This is a genomic window from Rhizobium esperanzae (assembly GCF_002204185.1).
Taxonomy (GTDB): domain Bacteria; phylum Pseudomonadota; class Alphaproteobacteria; order Rhizobiales; family Rhizobiaceae; genus Rhizobium; species Rhizobium esperanzae.
Genome location: NZ_MXPU01000014.1, coordinates 151,262 through 173,316, shown reverse-complemented (window position 1 = coordinate 173,316; position 22,055 = coordinate 151,262). Strand labels below are relative to the sequence as shown.

The window sequence follows — 22,055 nt, the reverse complement described above, 5'->3', positions numbered from 1 at the left end:
ACCGCTAGCCTGGATCGCGGGGAGTTTTCCCCTAATGGATTGCGGGCCGGATGATCACGGTGCCGCCAATCGTGGCTTTTCCTCCTCCCGTAGGCGATCGAGGAGACGCTGCATCGACAAGTGCTGCAAGCCTCAAGCTATTTCAATCACGCTGGCCGGCAGTGGGCAGCTGCCTGAATGCAGATTGCCTATTATTCGAGGCACGTAATCGGCCGCAGCTAAGACGCCTTGCAATTAGGAGTAGGGTAATAGAATTTCGGCTACATAAACTTTGATAGGGTTGCCCGATGTCCGAATCCAATAATTTCCGAGATTTTGTCCTCTACCTTGAAGCGGCATGGGACAATCCAGGAAGAACCGAGCTTCCTCCACCTGCCGTCGCGTTTCGTGACGAGGAGGAGCAACTTAACGCAATGCTAGCAAAAGTTCTTTTGGACGACGGAAGCCCCTTTTCAGTGGCCGACCTGCGAAAGCTTATCCGCTACGCAGCATTGTCAAACGCCCTCACGGGGAGAGACGGCGCGCTGCTCTTCGTGTTGGAAAAGATCGCGCAGCGCTTTCCTGTCTCACAAGGTCTTATCAAACCAAGCCACGAACGATGGCACATTGCGCTTGATGTAGGTAGGCGGTTGTTAGCCTTAAACAACTTCAGAACGCCCGATTCAAAGACGGAAAACATGGTCGCTGCCCTGCAACGCTTGCGTGATGGCGGCCACAGTTTCTCGCTCGACGAGACGGGCATTGACCGCAATTCGGACGGTTTCCTGACCGTCACACAGCAGATCCTTGCGCGATTGACAAGCGTTGGCCGGACAAAAGCTTTTTCCTTCTTGGAAGGCTTAGCAAGGCGCCTTTATGATTATGAGTTCGACCAAGTCCTATACTCACGCAATCCAAAACAGCACCCAAGAGAATCCTCCGTGCCCTTCGGATTTCTCTGGCAGCTGACGGCCCGCGTGGAAGGTTTGACGTCCATCGTAGCTGACCATAATGATGTCCTGCATCAGGCTGTGGCGCTGGCCCGCGATCTTGTAGCCCTGACCGGCATAGAGAGCTACGGCCAGTTTTGGGCGTTGAGCGTGTCGACTAGGGATATCGACCAGTGGCTCGCTGACGCGACGCTGCATGATCACCTATTTTCGCTGCAGCAATGGACGCCGTTCATTACTCCCATATTTCTCCGTAGCTTCTTTGGCACCGATCAGGATTCAAGGCTGCGCGGTCAGTTGGGATGGGGAGTGGAGGACGCAGCAACCGCATCAGAGGCCCTGATAAGAGAGGTAGCAACCAGTCCTGGCGTTTTAACTGAGAGCGCATTGGAGTCCGTTCTTCCTGCAGAAACGGTGTCTGCGTTGCTTCGTGACCTGACGCATCAAGCTCCAACCCCGAACAACAACTACGTATCTCCCTTCTCAGCACCCGAAGCAGATCTCATGTTCAAGCCTTTCTGCAGGGCAGGTTCGACCGCGGACGTGTTTATCCCGACTCGATCGGCATTTGGCCCTGCCTGCTACGAGGCCGTCGCTGCTGGCCTTCGCAAAGTGCTCACAAAAGATGAAATTGGCGCATTGACGGGTGAGGGCCTCGAGCGAACCACCGGCGCAATCCTGAAGTTTCGAGATGTCCATCCGACGATAGAAGCTAAATCGTACCAGATGGCCGGTGCCGATGGAGAGTGCGATCTGGTTCTCGAGGATGACAATACGATCATATTTATCGAGTGCAAAGCCAAACCCATTACGCGCACCGCCATGTCGGGCAACGCAGCCGACGCGATACTTCTTTATCTTGAGGGCATCGTTGCCTCACAAGCGCAAGCCCTCCAGCATCAATCCATGCTTGAGAGCCATGGCCGGATTGTTTTCGAGGACGGTTTCGTTCTGGAGCACCGCGCCAGGAAGATCATTCGTCTTTCCATGACCCTTTTCGACTATGGAACCCTGCAAGATCGATTTGTCTTCGCACAGCTTTCTGCTGCTCTAACAGATAGCGAGCTGGTGGCGAAAGATCCTTCGGCCAAGAAGAGAGTGAAGAAGGCAAACGAAACGCTCGAAAAGCTGCGAAAGACCCTGGCCATCGCTAATAATCTGAATGATGACGTATCGAGGCAGATTTGGATTCGCTCACTCCCTACGGCATCGCTCTCTATTGGGCAATTGGCTGCGCTCCTAGTCGAACAGAACGATGTCGCGAAACTCGCCCGCGTCCTTTCCCGACCGGCGAGTTTCGCAACGGGAAGCGTACTCAAGGAATACCACTACTTGCGAATGCAACAGCTAGTCTAACCATCCCGGTGTATCGCTCCAGTCCTTTCGCTGGTTCATTCACACGAACCCCCACCTCGAGAGTGCCGTATCGGAGTAAATCATACGTCCGTGACCCTGACCCTTTCTCGGCTTTTGCGACGAGCGCTTCATAAGGGGTCGCCGACCCGTAACGCCAGAAGTTCGTAGGTGAACCACGCAGCAAATGACTGCAATGCGACGCTCACGATTTCTCCGAACCGTTGCCATATCGGTGAAGGCCTGCATGTGTATCAGCCAATCACGCATCGCGGATCTTTGCCTTCAATAGGAGCGGGCGAAATGCGCTAACCAAAACCCTGACAGCTGTCAGGGTTTTGTCTGTGGCGGCCTTAGGTGTTTAGTCCCGGCATTTGATGGATGGGATCGATGATGAATCGATCTGGCTCCAAAGTCCATCGTTTGCATATGAACTCGTAAGGCGTGAGGCCCTTTAGCGTCTTGAGCCGGCGCCCGAAATTGTAGGCGTCGATAAAGTCGGCGAGATGTTTTTTTAATTGCGCATGATCGTCGTAGTGGAAGCGCTTGACGGTCGCCTCCTTGATCGTTCGGTTCATCCGCTCGACCTGTCCGTTGGTCCAGGGATGCTTCACCTTTGTCAGGCGATGCTCGATGCTGTGATCGTCGCAGACCCAATCGAAGATGTGCTGGAAGGCATTTCGATCACAAGCTCGGTTAGTGAACTGAATGCCATTGTCGGTCAAAACGGTGTGAATGGTGTAGGGCACTGCCGCGATCAGATTGCGCAAGAACTGGGCGGCATTCATCTTGTCGGCTTTGTTGTAGAGCTCTGCGAACGCGAACTTGGATGTTCGGTCAATTGCGACAAAGAGATAGAGCTTGCCCTCAGCCGTCTGCACCTCGGCAATATCGATGTGGAAGTAGCCGATCGGATAACTTTTGAACTTCTTCTTCGGCTCCTTGTCGCCTCCGACCTCCGGCAGACGTGAAATGCCGTGGCGCTGCAAACACCTGTGCAACGACGAACGCGTCAGATGTGAGATGGTAGGCTGAAGAGCGTAGAGGCAATCATCGAGCGGTAGCAACGTATGCCGGCGGAAGGCGACGATAACGGCCTCTTCTTCGAGGGAAAGGGTCGTCGAGTGCGGGTCCTTCGGACCTGTAGGAAGATCGACCAACGATGTCCGCTTCTTCCATTTCGCCACGGTTTTCTGGTTGATCCCGTATCGCTTCGAAAGCGTTCTCAGGCTCTTCTTCACTATTTTGTATTGCTCGACGGATTGCCTCTGTCGTCGTGGCGCTCCCGTGTAGAACTATGGCCCATAGTGCTTCCCTCCATGCCAAGAAAAATATTGCACCATCAAATGCCGGGTCTAAACAACTAGCCCACTGCGCGCTCGCCTTGTCCGTGAACTCTTAGCAGCGCCATGAGAACCGGCCCTAACGAAAATTCGCCCCGTACCGACTTGCGTGTGAGATCCCGGAGATATCCGCCAGGCGAGTTGATGTGCCCTGCCCGCTCGAGGATGCAAGCGATCGCTGCCGCCGCATTTTCCGGCCCCATCACCTCGCAGGCATCCTGATAGGCCGACGGGCTGACGCCCAGCATTGACCGAACGACCACCGCCGCACCCATCATTTCGCGCCAACTGCCGATCGTACCGCCCGGCCCATACATCGCGATCTCGGGGCAAGCCCGCATTACCATACCAAGCGGAAAATTCCGGGCTGGCTCTCGCTTTGGCCGATCATCGACCACTGCCTTTGCGCCCTGCTCGTTTCCAGAGCTAGGTTCAATTTCATTGCAGGATTCGGTATTTGAATTCTGTATGTGACGCTCACTACGGACATCATTGGTGCCGATATTTTCGTCTTTTTGCTGCATTTCCAAGATGTTGATAATCTCCTGCTGCAGGAGTTCCATCTCGTCCACGATCGAATTCACATCACTGAGCGTCGGAGAGCGCGGAATCCTGCCCACGAGACTGATGTAGATGGCTTCGATACTTTCCCAGTTGCCCGACGCACCTTCCTCGATCGCAGCAGAAATGAGCTTTCGAACGTCGCGCCTGCATATCGTTAAACTTTCCTTCGCCCGGCGGAGGGCTAAACGATCAGCAACGACTTGTTGCGCCATCATGGCAAGCTCTTCCACCCGCATGAGCAAGGGTGACAGGTCAAAGCCGAATGCGCTATCGATCGCACCCGTCTTGTCCTTCCGGGCGTAACGCTTCCCATTCGCGCTGTCCTTGCGAACGATCAGTCCTGCCTCAACGAGAAGGGCTAGATGTCTGCGAAGCGTGGCGCCGGCGATACCGTGCGCCCGAAGTGTCAATTGAGCGTTAGACGGGAAAACAATAAGCTGCGCATCTTGGCGCAATTCGTTGTCCGGATAAAAGCTCAAGAGTGCGTCCAGGACGGCCAGGCTGCGGTCCTGCAGCCCGAGCAGCTCCCTCGCTTCGGAAGCGTCCCGAAAGACCCTCCACTTGTCGGCGGACTTGCCCGGCTTGATCTCGCTCGTTTCAATTTGCCGCTTCACCAAGGCAAGCGTCATCGGCCGCCGCCCAAAGGGCGTCGTCACACTTCCAATCTGCATTTTCTTCACCTTCAAAAAGGCAAAAGAAACCTGCTCACCAAATTACGGTGCCAAAGACTCTTGACTGGGATTCGGGGAAATGCGATTCTCTAGTTGTCACACAGAGAGAGAGGCTTCCACGACGGCAACGTTTGGGGGCCTTTTTCTTTTGCAGTTCTTCCTTTCTTCATCTCCAAACCCTGACAGCTGTCAGGGTTTCTCGTGTTCCCGTAGGCGCGCAAAGCGCTCAGTTAGCGCTGGGAGCTCCGCCTCAACAAACTTCAAAAACTCGATTCCGAGTGATCCCTCAGCCGAGATTCGAACCTCTTTCGAGGACATCAACAAGGCGCCGAGCTTTGTCCCGCTATTGTCCGTGATAGGGGTTGGCTCCCGACGACCAGATGCCGGCTTGACGGCGTTCAATGCGCGCTGAAACCTTTGATCGGACGTCTCAACCGCATCGCACTTCCTAACCAGCGCCGCCCGTAGGACATCGAGCGATCCTGAGTCGCCCGCAACCGTCTTGGCAAGATCGAGCCAGCGTGGCCGTCCAATTTTTGGCGCCCGCCCAATGGCCTCAATAATATCCGCGGGAACGACCCTGTAGACACTCCGCATCCGTGCCAGTTCCGCGTCTTCGATCGAAAGCGCGGCGTAGATGTGCCGAGGCTTGATCCCCGCATCATCCATTCGCGATGCAAATAGCGCGCGCTCGATCCAGGTCAGGTCTTGGCGACCCGCGTTTTCGATGCCTTGTGCAAGAACTAGGTCGACGTCGGAAATCTCGACTTCGAGAGCGCGAACAGGCCTGTCGAGCTGCATGGCAGCGAGCCAGCGTCGATGACCGTAGACGATCTGATAGCGACCTGGCGACGAAGGGTGTTTGCGAACCTGGACAGGAACCTTTTGCCCCTCAGTCTCGATCGACCGCTTGAACGCCTCGAAGCTCGCCCCGTCATCGTCCGGCAGTCTGTCCGGGTAAGGGGAGGGGTCGATGATCGACGGATCCAACTCGCGAACCGCACCACCACCCGACTCAACGATAGCCTTCAAGCGATCTCGCTCTGTTCGGATGTCGTCGATTGCTCGGTGAGCAGCACCTATAACACCCGCTCCGACACGATTCCCGGAAACCGGGGCAGGGGGCTGCGACGGCTGCTGTTGATCCGCAGCCTGATCACTCTCCAGCTCTGCGGAAAGCAACCCGAAGCTGGCGACAATCGACTTGCGAGGGGATTTACTCATGTCCGCCCCCAGCTCTCATTGACGAGGCGAACAATCGCCTCGTTCACAGCATCTACTGCCTCGCGGGCACGCTTATGAGTATCGCGCCCGATCTGCCCCAATTCGAGCTCGTATACCGAGCGTTTCGCCAAGCCGGCGGCCTCAACGGCGGTGCTTTCAATGGCGGTTGGCAATAGTACATCGGAGCCGAACAGGTGCCGAAGCATCGCAACGACTTGCGACTGTGGCGCGTCATTTGTGTCGTGCCGTGTGACCAGATACCGAATGAAGTCCTGGTCCAACTGAGCGCCGCTCTCGTTCAAAACACTAATCAGATCGCCCATCATGAGAAGAAACTGGCTCATTGACGCGACGTCCAGCATGGCCGGGTGGACCGTGATGATCATGCTAGTCGCGGCGTATATCGCGCTCAACGTCAGAAAGCCGAGCGACGGCGGAGTGTCGAGAATCACGATGTCGTAGTCCGCCTCGACGTCCGAAAGGGCGAGTTTCAGCCGTTCAAAGAAGATCGCGCCGGAACTGGACTTGTTCGCCAAGATCCGTGGTGTTTCGTGCTCATACTCCATGACTTCAAGATTGCCAGGAATGAGATCGATACCATCGAAATATGTCTTGCGAATTATCTCGCGGATTGGACGACGTTCGGCATCGTCGTAACGCAACGTGGCATAGATGGTTTCATTCGAGCCGACGTCAACCTCTGGCTGAGCACCGAACAAAGCCGACAAGGATGCCTGCGGGTCTAGGTCGAGCGCGAGGACGCGATACCCATGAAGGGCGAGATAGTGGGCAAGGTGGACGCAGGTTGTCGTTTTCGCGCTGCCGCCCTTGAAGTTGGCTATCGCAAGAACCTGGAGGTGCTCGCCGGCACGCCGACGAGGAAGGAATCGCAAGGCGTCTGCAGGTTTCTGCATCGCGAACAATTCACGCAGTTCATTAATCTGGGCCAGCGTGTAGACGCGATGGTTATTTTCCAGCCTGCTGGGAACCGGTCCACGCCCTTCGGTGGACATGAGCTTCAGGGTGGAATCGGGTATAGACGTCAGCTTCGACACTTCGTTGGTCAGAAAGGGACGCAGGGTCTTTTCTGACTTTGGCGGATACATACGAGTTCTGAGCTGCTGCAATTGCCCGGACAAGAGCCCGGCATGGCGCATGATTTTGCTGCCGGCATCTTCCTTCGAGCCAACAACTGTTTCTACTCGGTTTGCTATCGCCATCTGTCCCTCTTGGCGGCTTCCTACCGGTTAACCGGCCATTGCCCGCCAAGATAGAACACGATTCTCCGAACTGGTCCAGAAGTTTAGGGTTAACGAAAGGTTAACGACCGGGGACAATCTGCACGAAACTATTCGGATTTTTGCTTTTCCGCTCCGAGAGTTAGGCTCCGCACTACGGCTCCATGATCCCGGATTGTTCTCCTGTGAATCCTACAAATCCGAACAGTATCACAGCAAGGAGATTCGGAGGTTCTGTAGCACCACAACCTTCATGAACCGCGACTCACCTCGCAACGCGCATGTTGAATCCTACAACTGCCCCGCGATTCCAATCTGTGCTGATTTGCCCGCCGACCAACAACGACGGAGAAATTCATGCAGGTTTTCGCGTTCTCGACGCCCCGGACGATTCAAGAAGCGCACCTCCTTCACATCCATTTCCAGCTTCGTGCGCGGGTCTTTTCGGATCGCCTGGGTTGGGAAGTCGACGTATCGGCAGGATGTGAGTCGGATAGTTTTGACGCGCTCCGGCCAACCTATCTTCTCGCCGTCGCGGAGACCTGGCCAACTGGCGGGGTGCGCAAGGCTCCTTCCCGCCGTTGGTCCGACAATGGTGGCCGACGTTTTTCCGTCGCTTCTCCCCCTCGGTCAACTCAACAGTCATGCGGCAATGATCGAGAGTTCTCGCTTCTGCGTCGACACGGCTCTCGCGGAGGGGAGGGGGATGGCGTCGTCCATGAGGCGACCCTGACCATGTTTGCGGGCATCATCGAATGGTGCATTGCGAATGGCTACACCGAGATTGTGACTGTGACCGATCTCCGGTTCGAGCGGATCCTCGCTCGCGTTGGATGGCCGCTGCAGCGTTTGGGCGAGCCGAAGAAGATCGGCGTGACGATGGCCGTGGCGGGCACACTGCGAGCCAGTACGGACACGTTCCTCAGGCTCCGTCCTTCCAATTGCCGTTCTGAACTCAGCCCTCTCAGCCAGGCAGCCTAAGGAGGAATCCGTGAACCAGCTCCGCTCCCACCCGCGGCTTGTCCGCAAACTGCAAGAAGCGCTTGGCGATCAGCTCTGCGTGGCGCTGGACGACGCGAATGTTGTCGAGATCATGCTCAATCCGGACGGAAAGCTGTTCATCGAACGCCTCGGTCACGGCGTTGCGCCCGCCGGCGAGATGTCGTCTGCCGCCGCGGAGATGGTGATCGGGACCGTGGCGCATGCGCTTCAATCCGAAGTGGACACGGAACAGCCGATCATCTCCGGCGAGCTGCCGATCGGCGGCCACCGCTTTGAGGGTCTGTTGCCCCCAATCGTCGCCAAGCCTGCCTTTACCATTCGGCGCCGCGCGTCACGCCTCATTCCGCTCGAAGATTATGTCCGCACCGGCGTCATGAGCGAGTACCAGGCATCGACGATCCGCAGCGCCATTTCCGCGAGGCTTAACATTATCATTTCCGGAGGAACCGGTTCGGGCAAGACGACGCTTGCAAACGCTGTGATCGACGCGATCGTCAAATCTGCGCCGGAGGATCGCCTGGTCATTCTTGAAGACACCGCGGAAATCCAATGCGCGGCCGAAAACGCCGTTCTCCTCCATACCAGCGATACGATCGATATGGCGCGGCTCTTGAAGAGCACCATGCGGCTGCGTCCCGACCGGATCGTCGTTGGCGAAGTCCGCGACGGCGCGGCCCTGACGTTGCTCAAGGCCTGGAACACCGGCCACCCCGGGGGCGTGGCGACCGTTCACTCCAACACTGCCATGTCGGCGCTGCGTCGCCTTGAACAGCTGACCGCCGAAGCAAGCCAGCAGCCGATGCCCGAGGTGATCGGAGAGGCCGTCGACCTGGTTATCTCGATCGAACGGACGCCGCGTGGGCGTCTTGTTCGAGACATCATCCAAGTCGAGCGGTTCATCAACGGACGGTACGAGATCGAATCCGATCAGCTCACCGAAGAACAGGAGGCGCGCCATGTCGCGTAAGCATGCTCTCATCGTTGCCGCGCTCTGGGCGGTGCCAATCGTTCTTGCCTCGGTCGCGCCGGCGCTTGCCAGCTCCGGCGGCAGCCTCCCATGGGAAGGGCCGCTGCAACAGATCCAGGAGTCGATCACAGGTCCGGTCGCGGGTGCGATCGCGCTTGCAGCCGTGGCCATTGCCGGCGGCATGCTCATCTTCGGCGGCGAGCTCAACGATTTCGCGCGGCGACTTGTGTACGTCGTTCTCGTCGCCGGCATCCTGCTCGGCGCCACCAACATCGTCGGCCTGTTCGGTGCGACGGGCGCTTCGATCGGGCTGACGGACGATCAGATCACAATTGTTTCGAACGGAGGAGGGGAGGGCGATCATGGTTGAGTCCCTTTCCGGCCTGCGGCGCAACCGAATCCACCGCGCGCTTTCGCGCCCGAACCTACTGATGGGCGCCGACCGGGAGCTGGTGCTGATCACGGGTCTTGCAGCGGTGATCCTGATCTTCGTCGTCCTCACTGTTTATTCGGCGCTCTTCGGCGTCGCTGTATGGGTCGTGATCGTCGGGCTGCTCAGGATGATGGCGAAGTCCGATCCGCTGATGCGGCAAGTCTATATCAGGCACATTTCCTACAGGCCCTACTACAAGGCGACCACTTCGCCGTGGCGACGGTATTGAGGAGACGGCCATGGTAGCTCTCAAACGCTTCCGGGTGACCGGCCCATCCTTCGCCGATCTCGTTCCCTATGCCGGCCTCGTCGACAATGGTGTCCTCCTGTTGAAGGACGGAAGCCTGATGGCCGGCTGGTATTTCGCTGGCCCGGACTCCGAAAGCGCGACCGACCTCGAGCGCAACGAGCTGTCGAGGCAGATCAATGCCGTTCTGTCACGGCTTGGAAGTGGCTGGATGATCCAGGTCGAGGCCATCCGCATTCCGACGGTCGACTATCCCTCGGAAGACCGTTGCCATTTCCCTGACCCGGTGACCCGTGCGATCGATGTCGAGCGCCGGGCGCATTTCGCACGCGAGCAGGGGCATTTCGAGAGCAAGCATGCGCTGATCCTTACCTACCGGCCGCTCGAGTCCAGGAAGACTGCTCTCAGCAAATACATCTACTCGGATGAGGAAAGCCGGAAGAAATCCTACGCGGACACTGTGCTCTTCGTGTTCAAGAACGCGGTGCGAGAGCTTGAGCAGTATTTTGCCAACACACTTTCGATCCGACGAATGGAAACCCGCGAAACGGTCGAAAGGGGAGGGGAGAGGATTGCCCGATATGACGAGCTCCTCCAGTTCGCCCGATTCTGCACCACCGGGGAAAGCCATCCAATCCGGCTTCCCGATGTTCCCATGTATCTCGACTGGATCGCCACCGCAGAGCTCGAACACGGGCTGACGCCAAAAGTCGAAAACCGTTTCCTCGGCGTCGTTGCGATCGATGGTCTGCCGGCCGAAAGCTGGCCGGGCATTCTGAACAGCCTAGACCTGATGCCGCTGACCTACCGATGGTCATCGCGCTTCATCTTTCTCGATGCCGAGGAGGCCCGACAGAAGCTCGAACGCACACGCAAGAAATGGCAACAGAAAGTTCGGCCGTTCTTCGACCAGATATTCCAGACACAAAGTCGATCCGTCGACCAGGACGCCATGACCATGGTGGCCGAGACTGAGGACGCCATCGCGCAGGCCTCATCGCAGCTGGTTGCCTATGGCTATTACACACCGGTCGTCGTGCTGTTCGACAGCGATCGCGAAGCACTCCAGGAGAAGGCCGAAGCGATCCGCCGGCTGATCCAGGCGGAAGGTTTCGGGGCGCGGATCGAAACGCTCAACGCCACTGACGCCTATCTCGGTAGCTTGCCAGGCAACTGGTATTGCAACATCCGTGAGCCGCTGATCAACACCAGCAATCTCGCCGACTTGATTCCGCTGAACTCCGTCTGGTCCGGAAATCCGGTCTCCCCATGCCCCTTTTACCCACCGAATTCCCCGCCCTTGATGCAGGTCGCGAGCGGCTCGACAGCGTTCCGTCTGAACCTGCACGTCGATGATGTCGGCCACACGCTGATCTTCGGGCCGACCGGTTCAGGCAAGTCTACTTTGCTCGCCCTGATCGCGGCACAGTTTCGCCGGTACGAAAATGCGCAGATCTTCGCCTTTGACAAAGGCAGTTCACTTCTGCCCCTGACGCATGCAGCCGGCGGCGATCACTATGAGATCGGTGGTGACAGTGCGGAGGGAGAAAGGGCGTTGGCCTTTTGCCCCTTGTCCGAACTCAAAAGTGACGCCGACCGGGCGTGGGCGACAGAATGGATCGAGATGCTGGTCGGCCTGCAGGGTGTCACCATCACCCCCGATCATCGTAACGCCATCTCTCGGCAGATCGGCCTGATGGCGAGCGCATCCGGTCGGTCGCTGTCTGATTTCGTCAGCGGCGTGCAGCTGCGCGAGATCAAGGACGCACTGCATCACTACACCGTCGATGGTCCAATGGGCCAGCTTCTCGATGGGGAAGAGGACGGCCTCACGCTCGGCGCCTTCCAGACCTTCGAGACCGAACAACTGATGAACATGGGTGAGCGAAATCTCGTGCCAGTGCTGACCTACCTGTTCCGTCGAATTGAGAAGCGTTTGGATGGGTCCCCCAGTCTGATCGTGCTCGACGAGGCGTGGCTGATGCTCGGCCATCCTGTATTCCGCGACAAGATTCGCGAGTGGCTGAAGGTGCTGCGCAAGGCGAATTGCGCTGTCGTTCTTGCGACCCAATCGATCTCCGATGCCGAACGGTCCGGGATTATCGACGTGCTGAAGGAATCCTGCCCGACCAAGATTTGCCTTCCGAATGGCGCCGCCCGTGAGTCGGGCACGCGAGAATTCTACGAGAGCATCGGCTTCAACGAGCGACAGATCGAGATCGTCGCTACCGCCATGCCGAAGCGCGAATACTACGTCGCCACGCCAGAAGGCCGGCGGCTCTTCGACATGTCGCTTGGGCCAGTCGCCCTGAGCTTCGTCGGCGCGTCGGGCAAAGAGGACCTCAAACGCATCCGCGCGCTGAAATCCGAACATGGCCGCGACTGGCCGATCCACTGGCTTGAAACGAGAGGAGTTCACGATGCCGCATCGCTACTCAAGTACGAATAGATGGCTTGCCCGCTTGGCGGCCGCCGCTCTCGTGATCGGAGCTGCAGGCTCAGTGCAAGCCGGTACAGCCACCGGCGCTGCGACCGAATGGACGCAGCTCGCCAACAATGCGCAGCTCGTGGATCTCATGAAAAGCTCCGGCATCCAGGTCGACAATCAACTGACCCAGATCAGCCAGCTTGCAGAGCAGATCCAGAACCAGCTGAAGATCTACGAGAACATGCTGCAAAACACTGCGCAGCTTCCTCACCATGTCTGGGGTCAGGTCGAAAGCGATCTCAACCAGCTGCGCAGTATCGTCGACCAGGGACAGGGCATCGCCTTTTCGATGGGGAATGCGGACGACGTTCTTCAGCAGCGCTTTCAGAGTTATGCCGATCTCAAGACGAATTTGCCGGACAACGCAACGTTCTCCTCGACCTACCAGTCCTGGTCGAACACCAACCGCGACACAATCGCCAGCTCGCTGAAAGCGGCGAGCCTCACGGCCGACCAGTTCGATAGCGAGGAAGATTCGATGTCGTCGTTGAGGTCGATGTCCGAAACGGCTGACGGGCAGATGAAGGCCTTGCAGGTCGGCCACGAGATCGCCGCCCAGCAAGTCGCGCAAATGCAGAAGCTTCGCGGTCTCGTCTCCCAACAGATGACAATGATGGGAACCTGGCTTCAGACGGAACAGACCGACAAGGACCTGGCGCAGGCGCGGCGGGAAAAGTTCTTCAACGCGGAGGTCAAGAGCGTTCCGGAAGGCCAGAAAATGGAACCGCGATGGTGAGCCGCCCCGTCCTGATTGCCTTGCTGGTGGCTGCCGCCGCTGCATCGTCTGCAGCGACTGTGCTAATCCTCAATTCGCGAAACACAGGAATAACTGCGCTAACCGAGGAGCAGCGCGCCGTCCGGGAAAAATTCTTCGGCTCCGACAAGGAACTGCCGCCGATCAAGGAAGGCCAGGAGATGCGCCCGAGATGGTGAAGGTAACTGTTGCGCGTTCGTTCCTGATTACAGGCCTCTTCTTCCTCGCCTATGCAGTTCCCGCATTTGCGCAGGAGGGACAGGTCCTCACGGAACTGGAAAACCAGGTCTCGTCCGCTGCGAAGGGGTGGGAGACCACCATCATGGAGGCGGCGAAATCCCTATTCTGGATTCTCGCAACGATCGAGATCGGCATTGCCGCCGTCTGGTTGGCGATACAGTCAGCTTCACTGGACAGCTGGTTCGCCGAACTGGTGCGGCGGATCATGTTCATCGGGTTCTTCGCATTCGTTCTGACCCAAGGTCCGACCTTTGCGCGAGCAGTAGTCGACAGCCTTTTCCAGATTGGCGCCGGCGGGGGTTCAGCTTCGCCCGCTGAAGTGTTCGATGCAGGCATCCGCGTCGCCTCCCAAATGTCGCAACAAGCACAGTTCGGGGTGTTCGAAGACAATGCGCTCGCGATTGCCGCCGTTCTCGCCATGGGCATCGTTGTCATCTGCTTCTCGCTGGTTGCGGCTATTTTCGTGTCGGTCATGGTCGAAATGTATGTCGGCTTGCTCGCCGGCATGATCATGCTCGGACTGGGCGGCTCTTCCTTCACGAAAGACTTTGCTGTTCGCTACCTCGTCTATGCCTTCGGCGTCGGCATGAAGCTCATGGCCTTGGTGATGATCGCCAAGATCGGATCGAACGTGCTGCTCGGCCTCGCTCAAGCTCCGACTGCCTCGTCAGATCAGTTCGTCACCACCTTGGCCATCGCCGGTATTTCCGTCGTGGTCTTCATTATCGCCATGTATGTCCCGAACATCATTCAAGGCGTTGTCCAGGGCGCATCGGTTTCCGGAGGAATGGAAGCGATCCGCCACGGCGGGCAGGCGGCCTCTTTCGCCGCGGGCGCTGGCTTCCTCGCTGCCGGCGCTGCCGGCGCGGGCTTTGCGGCCGCTCAAGCCGCACGAGCTGGCGGTTCATCCGTCGCTGGTGCCGCTCTACGGGGGATAGGTGCAGGCTTCGGTTCCGGCGCGCAAGCAGCCGGATCGGCCGCGAAGGAAAAGGCGATCGGTTCGCCCGGCGCCTATGCGGGGTCCATTCTCGGACTGGCCAACGCCAAGCTCGATCAACAGCGCGGCGGTCATAGCGGACCGAAACCTCCTCCCGAACGCAACGACAAACCGTAATCGAGACAAGGGAAGAATAAATGGCAGCGAACCGCGCCCCGGAAAACCCGTATCTTGCCGCCCGCCAGGAATGGAGCGAACGTTATGGCTCCTATGTGAAGGCCGCAGCCGCATGGCGCATTGTCGGTGTCCTCGGCCTGGTCATGGCCGTCATCGGCTTCAGCTACGCGATGTATCTGAGCACGCAAGTGAGGCTCGTGCCTTACATCGTCGAGGTCGACAAGCTCGGAGCCGCAGTCACGGCAGGCTTTCCCGAGCAGATCGAGTATGCCGATGTCCGCGTGGTGCGCGCCACACTCGGCAACTTCGTCACAAGCTTTCGCTCGATCACGCCGGATGCGGTGGTGCAGAAGCAATATATCGACCGCACCTACGCCCTTCTTCGCACCTCCGACCCGTCAACCGAGAAGGTCAACGCCTGGTTTCGAGGCAATTCTCCATTCGAGAAGGCGAAGTCCTCGACCGTTGCCATCGAGGTCAACAACATCGTCGCGCTCTCGAACCAGACCTATCAGATCGACTGGACGGAATACGAGCGGGACCGCAAGGGCAAGGAAACCGGCACACGCCGTTTCCGCGGGATCGCAACGGTGACGCTCACCGCGCCACAGGATGAGGCGACGATTCGCCTCAATCCGATCGGCCTCTACGTCCGGGATTTTGACTGGACGGGACAGCTTTAAGGGCAGGGATTCTTTCAATGAAAAAAACGGGATTGATCGCAGCCGCCGGCTGCATGGCCGGACTCTTGCTGGCGGCGGGCGCGCAGGCGCAAAGCATGACGACGAATGAGGTCAGGGGAACAAATCTTTCCAGAAAGTGGCGTGGCACGCCGGGACTGGTTACGACAGGTCCGGACGGCAAGGTGATCTTTCTGTTCGGCGAGACCCAGCCGTCCGTCGTCTGCTCGCCGCTGCAGGTCTGCGACATCGAACTTCAGGGTGGCGAGATCGTCCGCGACGTCCTCGTCGGCGACACCGTGCGCTGGAAGGTAGAGCCTGCGACGTCGGGAGCGACAGGCGGGCAGGCCATCCACCTGATCGTCAAACCCTCCGAACCTGGGCTCGTTACCTCGATGGTCGTGACGACATCGCGGCGCACCTATCATATCCAGCTCAAGTCCCACCCCAGCCAGTACATGGCGCGCGTTGGGTTCGAATATCCGGAAGACGTGTCGACCAAGCTCGCCGACATCAACGCCCGTCTCGAAACCGGTGGCATTCCGGGCGCCGCGCCGGACAAGCTGAATTTTTCCTATTCGATCAGCGGCAGTGCTTCTTGGAAACCGAAACGGGTCTATTCGGACGGGGTGAAGACCTACATCCAGTTCCCGAAATCGATCTCCGGCGAGGACGCGCCGGTGCTCTTCGTCGTCTCCGGCGGTCAAAATCGCATCGTCAATTATCGGATGAAGAACGACGTGATGACCGTCGACTATGCGATCGACAAGGCGATCCTCGTTTCCGGCGTCGGTTGGCGGCAACAGAAGATCAGGATCCGGAGGGGAGGCTGACCATGCGGAGGCTTCTCGCGTTTTTCATCGCGGTCGCGCTGCTCTCCGGCTGCCAAACGGCGGGCGACGCACTGACCACCAGTTCCACGCCTGTGGCCGTCACCGGACCGGCTGCAAGCGCCATCGCCGGCGACATGGCAAGTCGCCTGGCTGAACAGATCGGCCCGGCCGGTGCTACGAACACGATCAAAATGGAAAAGGATACGTCTGAATTCGCGACCGCCCTTGAGGCGGCCCTGAAAGGGTGGGGCTATACAGTCGCCACCGACGGCAAAACGGCCAAAGACGTCAAGCCGGTCGAACTTGATTATGCAATCGAGGGCTTCGACGGGCAGGTGCTGGTGCGGCTCTCGACGCCTTCCATCGCTCTTGGCCGCGCCTATACGCCGACAGAGGCCGGCGCCACGCCGGCCAGTCCGCTTTCGATCATGCAGCGCAATTGACGGAGACAAACATGGTCCAGTCGCTCCAGCTTGGCACGTCCAGCCAAGCCGACGATCAGAATGGCATGCGCCGGCTCAACCGCCTGCCGATCATCGTCGCCATCATCGTCATCGTGCTATTCATCGGCGTCGTCGTGATTGGTCTATCGCTGCGGGGGCTCTCCTTCAATCGTGGCGACATCGAGGGTGCTTCCAACACACCGGCGACGACTTTCGGGGACCAACTCAAGCGGGGTGTCACGGATGGCATTATCGGTGAACCAGAAAAGCAGGAGGTGTTTCAGCCGACACCCGTCGTGGTGGAAAAAAAGGAGACGCAGGAACCGGTCGTCGAGCGCCGACCTGAGGAGAGACAAGACCGTCGCCAAAGGCTCGAGTCAGAGGAAGAGTGGAAGGCTCGCCTGAAACGGGAGCAGGATGAACAATATATGCGCGAGGCCCAGCGCCAACGGATGGCACGTCTCCAGGCTCGCGCGACGGCGCTCGAATCGCCGTTGCAGGTAGACATCTCCGACGTCGAGAAGGCCGCAAACTCCACCAACGACACCGGCCGTCAGCCGACAAATATCGCAGCAAACAGCGCGTCAGACCTTTATGCCGCCGCCATGAAATCCGGCCTGATGGGACAGAACGTCGATCAGAACGGGCAGACGTCGAAGGAGGACTTTTTCAATCAGGACATCAAGGATCTCGGCTACCTGCCGAACCAGGTCGTGCCGCAGATGTCGCCGTATGAGCTGAAGCGTGGCTCAGTCATTCCCGCCACCTTGATCACCGGCCTCAACTCCGACCTGCCGGGGCGCATCAGCGCGCAGGTCAGCCAGAACGTCTATGACAGCGCCACCGGCTATCGGCTCCTGATCCCGCAGGGTGCCAAGCTCTTTGGCCGTTACGATTCCAAAGTCTCGTTCGGCCAGGAGCGTGTCCTCGTGGTCTGGACCGACCTGATCTTTCCTAATGGATCGACCCTGCAGATCGGCGGCATGGCCGGCACGGACGCCGAGGGATATGGCGGCTTCAAGGACAAGGTCGATCGGCATCTCTGGCGCACCTGGAGCTCGGCAGCACTCGTCGCGTTGATCGGAACTGGGATCGACATGTCGATGCCGGAGAGTTCGACGATTGCGACGCAGGACACGGCGTCCGATGCGGCTAGGCGGAATTTCGCGGAAAGCTTCGGGCGCGTCGCGGAGCAGACGATCTCGAAGAACCTCAATGTCCAGCCGACGATCCAAATCCGCCCGGGCTACAAATTCAACGTGCTCGTCGATCAGGATATTATTTTTCCGCAAGCTTATCGACGGTAGCAACTGTGATGAATTCTCTTATCACTGCACATGCTCCAAAAATACTCGCGACGATAGCGGCTTCCACAGTATATGGGCTTTTTCCGCCCTTAGGGGTTGCATTTAGCGACTGGCTCGGCGATTCTGGGGTCACTAACCCGCAAACGATAATGACTGTTACGGAAAGAAGCATGCAGGAAAACGAGCATTCGCCAACCTAATCCAACGCTTTCAGCGCGATGAAAAATGCGGCGACAGTGGCGTCCGCTTTGGATGAATTCCAATCGCACTATCCCATTGATTTCGTCACATTCCATCTTGCGAGGACAATCGTCGATAGCGTTGACGCGCCATTTGTACGAACCACCTATCCCGATAGCTGGGTTTCGCGCTATCTGCTTAACGACTACATAAACGTCGATCCAATCATTCGAGAGGGTTTTTCTCGACAGCTGCCTTTCGATTGGCGCGAGATTGATATTGCCGAGACCGCGCAGGAGTTCATGGTCGATGCCGAGCTGCACGGAATCGGGAGCAACGGGGTCTCTATCCCGATTGTTGACAAATCGCGTCGTTCGCTCCTTTCGATCAACTCCCAGAAGAGCGATGATGAGTGGGCGTTCATCGAGCGCCAATTTTTACCGGAGTGGCTTGAGCTCGGATTCCTTCTGCACCGCAAAGCAGTGTTCGAACTCCACGGAGAGAATGATCCCGTGCCTGCGCTAGGATCACGGGAAATCGAGTGCCTTCATTGGGCCTCGCGCGGTAAAGATAGCAAGGACATTGGCAAGATTCTGGGATTATCCGAGCATACGACGCGCGGCTACCTGAAATCGGCACGCTATAAGCTGGGTTGCCCCACATTGTCGGCCGCCATAGCCCATGCAGTACACCTGAACCTCATCACTCCTCATCTGGGTACCCCAACCTAGGGGTATCAGTCCGGGGGATTTATCTCCGCGCATTCCCGCTGCATGTTCGGACAGCCCGACGAACAGAGGGAGAGTGGGATTGAACGACGCGTTGAGGAATTTGATCGATACGATAGAGGCGTCGCAAGATGAGGTAGCGATCAAAACAGCGTTGCGTAACTACGGCAATGCATTCGGGCTTGAGCGATATGCTTATGTCGACGCGTCAGGCACCGAAATTCGCACCTTCAACAACTATCCAAAAGAATGGCAAGAAACATATTTAGCCAATCATTATTCACGCATCGATCCAGTCGTAACTGAAGCCAGGCGCCGACGCGAGGCCTTTGTCTGGACCGCAGATGATTGGCCGGCTCGAGGCATGTCCCAACTTCGAAAGTTCCGAGATCAGGCGTTCGATCACGGGATCCGTCGCGGCGTCACAATCGGGCTGAACGGCAGTTTCGGTTCACACATGATGCTGACGTTTGCAACATCGGAGGCACGAACAGATTTCCATGAATTGCAGCAAACGCTTCCAGCTTTGCAGGCTTTGATGGTCATTCACTACCAATTGAGGTTCATCGCTGCGAAGATGCGCCTCGCCCCAAAGCAAACGCTGTCACCGCGTGAAGTGATGTGCCTTATGTGGGCGACGAAGGGAAAGACCGCACCCGAGACGGCGGTGCTCACCGGCATCAATGCTAGAACCGTGCAACACTATCTCGACAAGGCGCGTGAAAAGTTTGACGCCCAGTCCGTGCCGCAGCTCGTCGCAATTGCCAAGGATCGCGGCTTGGTCTGACGTTTATCCGTCACTCTCAAGTGGCACGTCCGGAACGTAGCCGAGCGCGTCCAGGATTTTCGAGAGTTCCTCTTGCTGGTTCTCGGACTTCTTCTGGCGCGCGATGTGTTCGTTTTGAAGGGCTTGAAGCACCGAACCGGAGATCGACGGGTCGTCACTGGCGAGAACCCACTCGTCATATACGGCTTGATCGGCTGCGAGGAGCCGACGGTGTTCGCGGATCGCCGAAACAGCCAGCGTCTCCAAATCCGATTTTCGCGCTGAACTGTAACGAAGTTGTCTTCCATTTTTGTCGTCTGCGCCGGATGAGCTGGCGTCCTTCATCCCCGTCTCCTCAAATTGCATACTGTGACGTCAAGACCCGAGGCCGCATACGCTCGCGATTAAATACCAGATCGTCACAGGATGGGAGGGAGTTCGTATTTTGAGCGGCTCAGCACTCGCGCGAAACTAACTTTCTGACGCTGCTGCATCATCTTGATTCGTCAACGGAATGTCTTTGTAGAGAATACTCCGTGGTGAAATACTCTACAAGCCGATGCTCTCTCGATCATGGAGATTCGAGAGGTATTTGCACGAAATCTGAAAGCCGCGCGGCTGGCCAAAGGCCTATCGCAAGAAGAGCTTGCTTTTCGAGCAGATATCGATCGCACTTACATCAGCTCCCTCGAGCGCAGCGTCTACAATGCGAGCATCGATGTGGTGGACCGCTTAGCAGCGATTTTGGAAGTAGAAGCATCTGATCTGCTGAAGCGGCCGCCGGAGAAGAAGTGACCCCTCCTTACTGGTCTGACGGGTCCCTGGTATCGAGAAGCTCCGTCAATCTTTACGGGCGATGTCAGCTGCATTATATATTCTCCACAAGGAGAATGATTATGACCGACACCTCACACGCCTACACGCCCGCCGAGGCCGCGGCTGTCAGCGAGATCGCTGTGAAGTCAGTGCACAATGCGATCGACAAGCGGATCATCGCGACGCATCTCATTGGCAGCCGGGGTCGAGCGCTCACCGATGAGGATCTGCTTCGGTTGAAGCTCTGGTACGGCGTCGGATCGATCTTGTCTGCCGAGCGCCGCAAGCGCTTATTCGATACGATCGACCAGAACCCGCATGCCGAAACTGTTAGGGCAGACGACTATCTCATTATCGACGTTGCGCGGGCACGAGAACAATTGGCCGCGCGGGCCGAGGCGCTTCGAGAGGCCGAACGAATGATTGAAAGCGTGAAAGGGGTCGTGGGCGGCGAGCCGGTGTTCAAGCGAACCCGTGTTCCCGTGCGAACGATTGCCGCGATGAAGACCCAGGGCGCAAGTACCGCGGAAATCGTCGAGGGTTATCCTGCGGTCACCGAGCGTATGGTGGACCTTGCCGAGATCTGGGCTGCGGCCCATCCCGGCAGGGGGCGGCCGCGGAAGCTTTCGGAACAGGGCCTGACGGTGAAATCCGTGAAGCGTCTGCGATTTCGAAACGACAGCGCTCCCAAACCCTCCGGCTCGACCTCGTGAAGTTCCTTATCGATGAATGCCTCCACACATCGCTTGTGGCCGTAGCGCAAGCGCATGGCCACGATTGTTTTCATGTGAACTGGCTGGGACTGAGCGGCGAAACCGACTGGGATCTGATGCCTCGGATCATCGAGGAGGATTTCACGTTCGTGACGAACAACGCCCGCGACTTCCGGAAGCTGTACGCGAAAGAGGAATTGCATGCGGGCCTGGTGATCATTGTCCCGCAGGTGCTTCCCGCGCAGCAACGAGAATTGTTTGCCCCTCATACTGCAGGATTTGGCGGGAGAGCAGGCTATGGTCAACGAAGTCATCGAAGTGACCCTCGATGGCGAGGACGCTGTTCTCACGCGCTATTCGCTTCCGGAGGCTTAGCGGCCTTCATTTGGCATCATTTGCCCCCAATCCTCGACAGGTCAATCCGCATCTCCGCTGATCCGACGCTTTCGCCTTTCTCGATGCTTTCGGCATCTGTATCCGCAGGCGGCAGGTCGACGGTGGCCTTGTCCTGGTGTGCAGGCAACACGTTGTCGATCGTGACGCTTTTCCCAGGATCTTCCGCCTGAAAAACGCTCACCCCCTCGAACTCTCCGGTCTTCCAGGCATAGACCGCATCGTCGAAGATCTGCGGGAAGACATCGTCGTTCTTCGGATTGCCGTACCACTTGGCGACAATCCGCAAGACCTTGGCAAACATAGCCGTTCCCTTGCGGAGGTTTTCGCAAGGATCGACGAGATCGGGCTTCAGATCAGCCGCGTCCTTCACACCGACGCCAGCCGGAAACTGCGTCAGGCCGACACGCACCACCGCCTGGCCGACATACTGCCGGACGATCGCCATCGCCTCATCCTGCGTTGTCGCCTTCGGAACGAGGATCAATCGGCCACCTGATTTGACGGTGACGGCGAGCGGACCATTTGCGCCCGCCGCGGTCACGAACTGCTCGACGATTGCGGGCTTCAAAGAGGGGTCGGCGCATTGTTGGATGAGAGCGGCGTCGAGCATCAGGTCTCCATGGCAT

21 protein-coding genes and 3 pseudogenes are annotated in these 22,055 nt (G+C 57.9%); 18 read left to right on the top strand and 6 right to left on the bottom strand.

Annotated features, from left to right (window positions below):
* Positions 1-287 precede the first annotated feature (287 nt).
* Positions 288-2,285, top strand: coding sequence for a PDDEXK family nuclease (locus B5E41_RS21085; protein WP_141098791.1), 1,998 nt, complete (start codon positions 288-290; stop codon positions 2,283-2,285).
* A gap of 350 nt (positions 2,286-2,635) precedes the next feature.
* Here the strand turns inward: B5E41_RS21085 and B5E41_RS21080 are convergent.
* The 4 genes and pseudogenes from B5E41_RS21080 to repA form a co-directional block, all read right to left on the bottom strand.
* Positions 2,636-3,581 (bottom strand): annotated as a pseudogene (locus B5E41_RS21080) (IS481 family transposase).
* 64 nt (positions 3,582-3,645) lie between these two features.
* Positions 3,646-4,860 carry a plasmid replication protein RepC gene (repC, locus tag B5E41_RS21075; RefSeq protein WP_088395901.1) on the bottom strand — a complete coding sequence of 405 codons (1,215 nt, stop codon included), beginning with the start codon at positions 4,858-4,860 and terminating at the stop codon, positions 3,646-3,648.
* A gap of 189 nt (positions 4,861-5,049) precedes the next feature.
* Positions 5,050-6,084 (bottom strand): plasmid partitioning protein RepB, encoded by a 1,035-nt coding sequence (gene repB, locus B5E41_RS21070; RefSeq protein ID WP_088395900.1) that lies wholly within the window; start codon positions 6,082-6,084, stop codon positions 5,050-5,052.
* A complete protein-coding gene (gene repA / locus B5E41_RS21065; RefSeq protein ID WP_088395899.1) occupies positions 6,081-7,304 on the bottom strand; it encodes a plasmid partitioning protein RepA in 1,224 nt (407 codons plus the stop codon). Before repA ends, repB begins: the two co-directional genes overlap by 4 nt.
* Positions 7,305-7,679: 375 nt before the next feature.
* Here repA and traI point away from each other — a divergent pair.
* From traI to B5E41_RS20995, 14 genes and pseudogenes are all read left to right on the top strand, one after another.
* Positions 7,680-8,303: pseudogene (gene traI / locus B5E41_RS21060) on the top strand (acyl-homoserine-lactone synthase).
* 10 nt (positions 8,304-8,313) lie between these two features.
* A complete protein-coding gene (trbB, locus tag B5E41_RS21055) occupies positions 8,314-9,291 on the top strand; it encodes a P-type conjugative transfer ATPase TrbB (protein WP_064843803.1) in 978 nt (325 codons plus the stop codon).
* Entirely contained in the window at positions 9,281-9,661 is a 381-nt protein-coding gene (locus B5E41_RS21050) for a TrbC/VirB2 family protein (RefSeq protein ID WP_064843801.1), read from the top strand. Before trbB ends, B5E41_RS21050 begins: the two co-directional genes overlap by 11 nt.
* Positions 9,654-9,953, top strand: a complete 300-nt coding sequence (locus B5E41_RS21045) for a conjugal transfer protein TrbD (RefSeq protein WP_088395898.1) — start codon at positions 9,654-9,656, stop codon at positions 9,951-9,953. The genes B5E41_RS21050 and B5E41_RS21045 overlap by 8 nt, the downstream gene beginning before the upstream one ends.
* Before the next feature lie 10 nt (positions 9,954-9,963).
* Complete coding sequence (locus tag B5E41_RS21040) at positions 9,964-12,420, top strand: conjugal transfer protein TrbE (RefSeq protein WP_088395897.1); 2,457 nt, start codon at positions 9,964-9,966, stop codon at positions 12,418-12,420.
* Positions 12,392-13,195, top strand: coding sequence for a P-type conjugative transfer protein TrbJ (trbJ, locus tag B5E41_RS21035; RefSeq protein ID WP_064843797.1), 804 nt, complete (start codon positions 12,392-12,394; stop codon positions 13,193-13,195). Before B5E41_RS21040 ends, trbJ begins: the two co-directional genes overlap by 29 nt.
* The gene (gene trbK, locus B5E41_RS21030; RefSeq protein WP_081284279.1) at positions 13,192-13,392 is read left to right on the top strand and encodes an entry exclusion protein TrbK; all 201 of its coding nucleotides are present in this window, start codon (positions 13,192-13,194) and stop codon (positions 13,390-13,392) included. The genes trbJ and trbK overlap by 4 nt, the downstream gene beginning before the upstream one ends.
* Positions 13,386-14,567 carry a P-type conjugative transfer protein TrbL gene (trbL, locus tag B5E41_RS21025; protein ID WP_088395896.1) on the top strand — a complete coding sequence of 394 codons (1,182 nt, stop codon included), beginning with the start codon at positions 13,386-13,388 and terminating at the stop codon, positions 14,565-14,567. Before trbK ends, trbL begins: the two co-directional genes overlap by 7 nt.
* A 20-nt stretch (positions 14,568-14,587) precedes the next feature.
* Entirely contained in the window at positions 14,588-15,250 is a 663-nt protein-coding gene (locus tag B5E41_RS21020) for a conjugal transfer protein TrbF (RefSeq protein WP_088395895.1), read from the top strand.
* Between the two features lie 17 nt (positions 15,251-15,267).
* On the top strand, positions 15,268-16,080 hold the full coding sequence (gene trbG, locus B5E41_RS21015; RefSeq protein WP_088395894.1) for a P-type conjugative transfer protein TrbG: 813 nt from the start codon (positions 15,268-15,270) through the stop codon (positions 16,078-16,080).
* A gap of 2 nt (positions 16,081-16,082) precedes the next feature.
* On the top strand, positions 16,083-16,523 hold the full coding sequence (gene trbH, locus B5E41_RS21010; protein ID WP_088395893.1) for a conjugal transfer protein TrbH: 441 nt from the start codon (positions 16,083-16,085) through the stop codon (positions 16,521-16,523).
* Positions 16,524-16,534: 11 nt separating this feature from the next.
* Entirely contained in the window at positions 16,535-17,830 is a 1,296-nt protein-coding gene (gene trbI, locus B5E41_RS21005; protein ID WP_088395892.1) for an IncP-type conjugal transfer protein TrbI, read from the top strand.
* Between the two features lie 218 nt (positions 17,831-18,048).
* Positions 18,049-18,741, top strand: coding sequence for a LuxR family transcriptional regulator (locus tag B5E41_RS21000; RefSeq protein WP_088395891.1), 693 nt, complete (start codon positions 18,049-18,051; stop codon positions 18,739-18,741).
* A gap of 79 nt (positions 18,742-18,820) precedes the next feature.
* Positions 18,821-19,525 (top strand): autoinducer binding domain-containing protein, encoded by a 705-nt coding sequence (locus tag B5E41_RS20995; RefSeq protein ID WP_088395890.1) that lies wholly within the window; start codon positions 18,821-18,823, stop codon positions 19,523-19,525.
* Between the two features lie 3 nt (positions 19,526-19,528).
* Here the strand turns inward: B5E41_RS20995 and B5E41_RS20990 are convergent, their stop codons facing one another.
* Complete coding sequence (locus B5E41_RS20990) at positions 19,529-19,849, bottom strand: transcriptional repressor TraM (protein WP_088395889.1); 321 nt, start codon at positions 19,847-19,849, stop codon at positions 19,529-19,531.
* Positions 19,850-20,077: 228 nt separating this feature from the next.
* Here B5E41_RS20990 and B5E41_RS20985 point away from each other — a divergent pair, with 228 nt between their 5' ends.
* From B5E41_RS20985 to B5E41_RS32690, 3 genes and pseudogenes are all read left to right on the top strand, one after another.
* On the top strand, positions 20,078-20,299 hold the full coding sequence (locus tag B5E41_RS20985; protein ID WP_088395888.1) for a helix-turn-helix domain-containing protein: 222 nt from the start codon (positions 20,078-20,080) through the stop codon (positions 20,297-20,299).
* A 101-nt stretch (positions 20,300-20,400) separates the two neighbouring features.
* Positions 20,401-21,033 carry a DUF433 domain-containing protein gene (locus tag B5E41_RS20980; protein WP_088395887.1) on the top strand — a complete coding sequence of 211 codons (633 nt, stop codon included), beginning with the start codon at positions 20,401-20,403 and terminating at the stop codon, positions 21,031-21,033.
* Positions 21,030-21,242 (top strand): annotated as a pseudogene (locus B5E41_RS32690) (DUF5615 family PIN-like protein); the annotation flags it as partial. The gene B5E41_RS20980 and the pseudogene B5E41_RS32690, both read left to right, overlap by 4 nt.
* Before the next feature lie 182 nt (positions 21,243-21,424).
* Here B5E41_RS32690 and B5E41_RS20970 read toward each other — a convergent pair.
* Positions 21,425-22,039: a TraH family protein gene (locus B5E41_RS20970; RefSeq protein WP_088395886.1), complete on the bottom strand. Its 615-nt coding sequence runs from the start codon at positions 22,037-22,039 to the stop codon at positions 21,425-21,427.
* Positions 22,040-22,055: the final 16 nt, after the last annotated feature.